The 4,875-nt window shown below is 66.1% G+C and carries 7 protein-coding genes and 1 pseudogene; all 8 read left to right on the top strand.

The window, feature by feature from the left end; all coding sequences use genetic code 11:
- Nucleotides 1-407 (top strand): annotated as a pseudogene (locus AC5JJ6_RS38975) (hypothetical protein); the annotation flags it as partial.
- Nucleotides 407-682: a hypothetical protein gene (locus AC5JJ6_RS38970; protein WP_496047192.1), complete on the top strand. Its 276-nt coding sequence runs from the start codon at nucleotides 407-409 to the stop codon at nucleotides 680-682. The pseudogene AC5JJ6_RS38975 and the gene AC5JJ6_RS38970, both read left to right, overlap by 1 nt.
- A complete protein-coding gene (locus tag AC5JJ6_RS38965) occupies nucleotides 655-2,271 on the top strand; it encodes a type IV secretory system conjugative DNA transfer family protein (RefSeq protein ID WP_496047191.1) in 1,617 nt (538 codons plus the stop codon). The genes AC5JJ6_RS38970 and AC5JJ6_RS38965 overlap by 28 nt, the downstream gene beginning before the upstream one ends.
- 7 nt (nucleotides 2,272-2,278) lie before the next feature.
- Entirely contained in the window at nucleotides 2,279-2,710 is a 432-nt protein-coding gene (locus tag AC5JJ6_RS38960) for a hypothetical protein (RefSeq protein ID WP_496047190.1), read from the top strand.
- Complete coding sequence (locus AC5JJ6_RS38955; protein ID WP_496047189.1) at nucleotides 2,694-3,767, top strand: ATPase, T2SS/T4P/T4SS family; 1,074 nt, start codon at nucleotides 2,694-2,696, stop codon at nucleotides 3,765-3,767. Before AC5JJ6_RS38960 ends, AC5JJ6_RS38955 begins: the two co-directional genes overlap by 17 nt.
- Nucleotides 3,768-3,769: 2 nt before the next feature.
- Entirely contained in the window at nucleotides 3,770-4,072 is a 303-nt protein-coding gene (locus tag AC5JJ6_RS38950; RefSeq protein ID WP_496047188.1) for a hypothetical protein, read from the top strand.
- Complete coding sequence (locus AC5JJ6_RS38945; protein WP_496047187.1) at nucleotides 4,072-4,377, top strand: hypothetical protein; 306 nt, start codon at nucleotides 4,072-4,074, stop codon at nucleotides 4,375-4,377. Before AC5JJ6_RS38950 ends, AC5JJ6_RS38945 begins: the two co-directional genes overlap by 1 nt.
- Nucleotide 4,378: 1 nt before the next feature.
- On the top strand, nucleotides 4,379-4,875 hold a 497-nt coding region (locus AC5JJ6_RS38940), incomplete at its 3' end, for a hypothetical protein (RefSeq protein ID WP_496047186.1).

Below are 4,875 nucleotides of genomic sequence, written 5' to 3'. Positions count from 1 at the left end.
CCGAGAACGGACACCGCCTCGATCTGCAGGACTACACCCGCGCGGTGATGGGGAAGGTCGAGCGCGACCTGCTGACCGAGGACGAAGTCCGGCGCGGCGCGGGGCTGGAATGGTTCGCGGTCGAGCACTGGGACACCGACCATCCACATGCTCACGTGATGATGAGGGCCAGGGTTGAAGACAGGAATTTACGCCTGTCGAACGGCTACGTTTCGCATGGCCTGCGGGCGCGGGCGCGGGAGGTCGCAACCCAGCAGCTGGGCTACCGGCTGGAGCGCGGCACGGACCTGGAGGAGAAGCGCCGTATCGTCGTGGAGCGCCGGCGGCAGCTGGGGCTGGACCCGAGCACAGGTACACCCCTGCGGCAGCGGGAGTCGCCGCGGGGACGCGAGGGAGGGCTGGACTGATGCGAGCCTGGTGGGCATGGCTGCAGGTTGCCCAGCACGAATGGTGGTTCGTGCCGGCGGGGCTGGGGCTGCTGGCGGTCACAGTCGCTGCCGTCATTCTGATGCGCATCGCGGTAAGCCGGGCCAGCAGCTGGCTGCTGAACCCGCGCATGAAGGGCACCGAGGCCCAGGTCGAAGCGGTCTGGGCAACGGAGGATGATCTCGTGAAATTCGGGCTGATCAAACCACGCAGGCGGGGAATCAGGGCATGGATGCCGACACTCGGCCGAGGCTGAACGATCCCGGTGGGATCACGGTGGGGGCGTTGCCTGACGGCCGCCTGCTGATCGACCGGCACCAGATGCACGTGCGCGTCACCGGCCCGACCGGGGCGGGCAAGACGCTGTCCTTTTTCATGCCGACCCTGATGAGAAGCTGGAAGGGATCGGCCATCGTCCACGACCGAAAAGGCGATTTCTGGCTGCTGCTCCAGGGCTCCAGCCGCTGGCGGCATAACCTGCTGTTCGCACCGACTCTGCCCGACAGTGTCAAGTACAACCCGATGGCCCGTGTCGGAACCGAAACGGATCAGATCGCCGGCTTCCAGAACCTTGCCGCCCTGCTGCCGCACAGCGACACCACGCAGGCGAAGGAGCCGATCTGGGATGAGAACGCCAAGGCACTGGCCACGGCCGAAATGATGTTCCTCAACAACTTCGGCGATCGCAGGGACAGGAACCTCGGTGGTCTGCGGCGTTTTCACGGTACCGGCAAGGTCGGCGGCGAACGGATGATGCACCAGCAGCACCCGGACCCGATCCTGCGCGAGGAGATCGCGGCGTCCGCGCGCAGGATCTGGCAGAACGACAACGAACGCTATGTCGGATCGATCCTGGCGACGATCGACAGCTACCTGAACGTTTATGCCGATTCCAACGTGGCCGCCGCCACGGAAACCTGCGAGTTCTCACCGGCCGATCTGGTGTGCGGACCCAACCCGGTGCTGCTGAATCTGTACCTGCCGCCGGAGCATTCCAGCCGCCTGGCGCCGCTGGTCCGCATGCTGACCAGCCAGATCCTCAATGCCCTGATGGGGCACCAGGACAAGGTCGGCGAGCGCTGGAAGAAGCACTGCATGCTGTTCGCCCTCGACGAGTTCAACCGCTTCGGCAAGGTCGATGCCGTCGAGGGCGCCATGGCGGATATGCGCTCCTATCACTGCCGGGCCATGCTGGGTGCTCAGTCCGACGGCGTCCTGACGACGATCTACGGCGAGAAGTCGCTGATCTTCAACAACTCGCGGCTCGTTGCCCTGCGCCCGTTCGACAGCGGCGAGGCCGACAAGTTGAGCCGGGCGATCGGCTCCATCGAGGTCACGGCGGAGTCTGACAGCGCATCCTACAGCGTCGGCGGCGAGCGCCGGGGCGGGGGCTTGTCACGGTCGCGGGTGCGCAAGCCGATCCTGCCAACCGAAGCGGTGTTGCGGCTGTCGGAAAACGACGTCCTAGTCTGCGGCTATCCCAAGCCGATCAGGGTACGGCGCCCGCCGCTGTCGTCCTGGCGCACCCTGGTCGATCCGGTGCCGCGCTCGTGGTCGCCGCTCGACGCCGAGTTCCTGCCGGTGCGCGACGACAAAGGCAATTTCATCGATCTGCCACCAGCCGTTGATGAGCGCAACCCGTGGGACGGCATTCGGTTCGACGAGCCGCCCCCGCCCGATGCTCTGCCGGAGCCGAGGCGGTCGGAGGAGGCTAGGAAACCGAAGGCGAAAAGGACCCCGAGGACCAGGACGACGGCACCGCCAGAAGAGGCTGCTTCAGCACCGACGACCCCTACCCCTACCCCTACCCCTACCCCTACCGAGGACTATCCCCTGATGATGTGAGGGAACAATGACCCTGATTGCCGAACACAGCACAGCTGCCGAGAACCGCGCCAAGCGTCCCAGGGCCAACCGCCATGTCGGGCGGCGGGCCCGGGAAATCCTGATCGGCGAGGAGCAGGATGCCTGGATCGAGCAGCAGATGGCGGGCAAATGGTCCCGCAACGCCATTATCGAGCAGTGCATCAACATCGCGATGGGCAAGGTCGATGCCGCCGTCGACCAGTCCGATGCCGTTGCCGCTACCCTGGCTAATATGCGGGCAGACCTCGACAAGCTGGCGCACCAGCTCCGCATGACGCTGGCCATCCTGAACTTCGACACCCGGCTGCGCTATCTGCCCCCGGAACAGCGACCATCCTGCTACGCCGATCACGCCCGTCAGGTCAGCGAAACCGTGCAGCGCATGAACCAGGGAGCCCGCCATGGTTCCGCTGAGTGACCGGGAACGCGAGGAGGCCGGACGACTGCTGAACAGTGCGTTGGGCGGAGAAATCCAGGACTTGGCGGCGCAGGCCGGCATCGAGGACATCGCGATCAACCCGGATGGCCGGGCATTCGTCTACGACTCAGCCGGCAAGCGCCGGCTGGAAACCCGGTTTGATGCCGACCGGCGGTCGCAGATCGTGACGCTGGCCGCCCGCTTTGCCGGTGTCGTCGCGGAAGGCAGAGGACGCCTGAGCTTTGACGCCGATCTTCCGGGGCAGATTCGGTTCCAGGGTGGTATTCCACCGCGCGCGGTGGGCGGGCCCTATGTCGTGCTGCGCTTCCTGCCCAGAACCGTGCGGTCCTTTCAGGACTACATCGACGATGGCATAGCCCCGATCCAGGGACAGGAGGTCGACGACAACCGGGAGGACCACGAAGGTGTCGGCATCGGTCTGCCGACCATGGACTGCATCGCCGCCGCCCTGGCCGCGAAGCTGACCATCGCGGTGTTCGGGGAAACCGGCAGCGGCAAGACCTCGCTGCTGACCAGCATGGTCAACCATCCGGCGGTGCAGCCGGATCGGCTCGTTATCCTGGAAGACACGCCGGAACTGCAATTCCCCTGCGTGCAGGACGTGCTGCGCCTGTCCAGCATCGGCCTCGACATGAGCGACCTGCTCAGGGATGCGCTACGCTGTCGGCCCGACCGGATCATTCTCGGCGAAGCGCGCGACGGCGTGTTCTGGATCTTCGTGATGGCGCAGTACACCGGCCACAGCGGCGGGCTGGTCACCCTGCACGCCAGCAATCCGGCCGACTTCTTCGACCGCGTTGAGCAGATGGTAGCCCAGGCCGGAATCGATCCGGCGCCGCAGCGCCGCGTGCTGATGAAGACCCTGCAGCGCATCGTCTGGATCCGCCGTCGCCCCGGCGGTGGCCGCGACATCGTCGGAGTGTACCGCCCCGACGGCTACGACGCCATTTCCGGCTATAAACTAGCCCGTATTGACGTCCCTCACCTTGCATATGAGGGCTACGACATAGCCCATCAACCTATGCTCTGGAGATGATGATGAAAACCAGTCAGTCCCTTGCCGCCGCCGCTGCTCTTGGCCTGAGCGCCGTGGCCGGACCGGCCCTGGCGCAGATTCCGGCCGGCGGGATCGAAACCTTTACCACCGACATCTGGGATTTCATGATCGCCAATGTCGGCCTGATGATCGTCGGCCTCGCCATCATCGGCGCCCTGCTCGGTGCCATGGTCGGCGATCCGGGACGGGGTATCGGCAAGGCTATCGTCGGTGCCGCGATCGGCGCGTTTCTCGGCGGCGTTCCGGTCCTGGCCGAGTACGTCCTAGGTCTGGGTGGGGCCTGATGACGCCCCCGGACTACAGCATCGAGATCCGGCGGGCCGGGCAGCACCCCTACATGCCGGGGGCTGCCCGATTCTCGACCTGGGTCTTGATTGTGCTGTGGTGGCTGTGCGGTGCCGTCTTCGTCCTGCAGGCCATCGAACCCACCGGCCGCACCATCCTGGCCGCTCTGATCATCCTGTGCCTGGGCATGGGCGCGCTGTGGGCAGCCGGGGTCTATCTGGCCAGGGGCAACCCGTTCCACCAGGAGGTCATCCTACGCTTCGTTGTCCGGGCCATCCGCGGCCGGACCGACCTGGAAACATGACATGACGAAGAAGTATCTGTGGGACGAAATACCCTGGCTGACCATGCTGCCGCACGAGGGACGTCCGCGCGTGGTGGCGTGCAGCCAGTTCGGCTGGCTGATGGCGGCGTCCCTTCACCCCAGCGACATGAGTACGCTTCATCCGGAGCAGCGTCTGCGCAACGCCGCCCGCTTCGCCGTCGCCTTGCAGACGCTGGGAGGCGGGCGCTGGATCTGGATCGAGGAGCGCCGCGTTCGCCTGCCGGGAATTGCCATCCCCAATCCGGCGAACCGGGCCGCGCGCCTGTTCGGCATCGACCGGTCCGCGGTTCACGGCGACGGGGCGCAGTACGGCAGCCGGCACTTCCTGTCGGTCCGGCACAACCCGCCGAGCGGCCTGGCCGTGCGGCTGCGCAATGCCCTGCTGCTGCCTGAACCGGGAGAAACCCGCGGCGACTACGGCCCGCTGTTCGAGGATTATGTCCGGTCAGTGGATCGCATGGCCGGGCTGCTCCGCTT

This window comes from Skermanella sp., from assembly GCF_059503625.1.
This window is presented reverse-complemented; position numbering and strand designations above follow the sequence as displayed.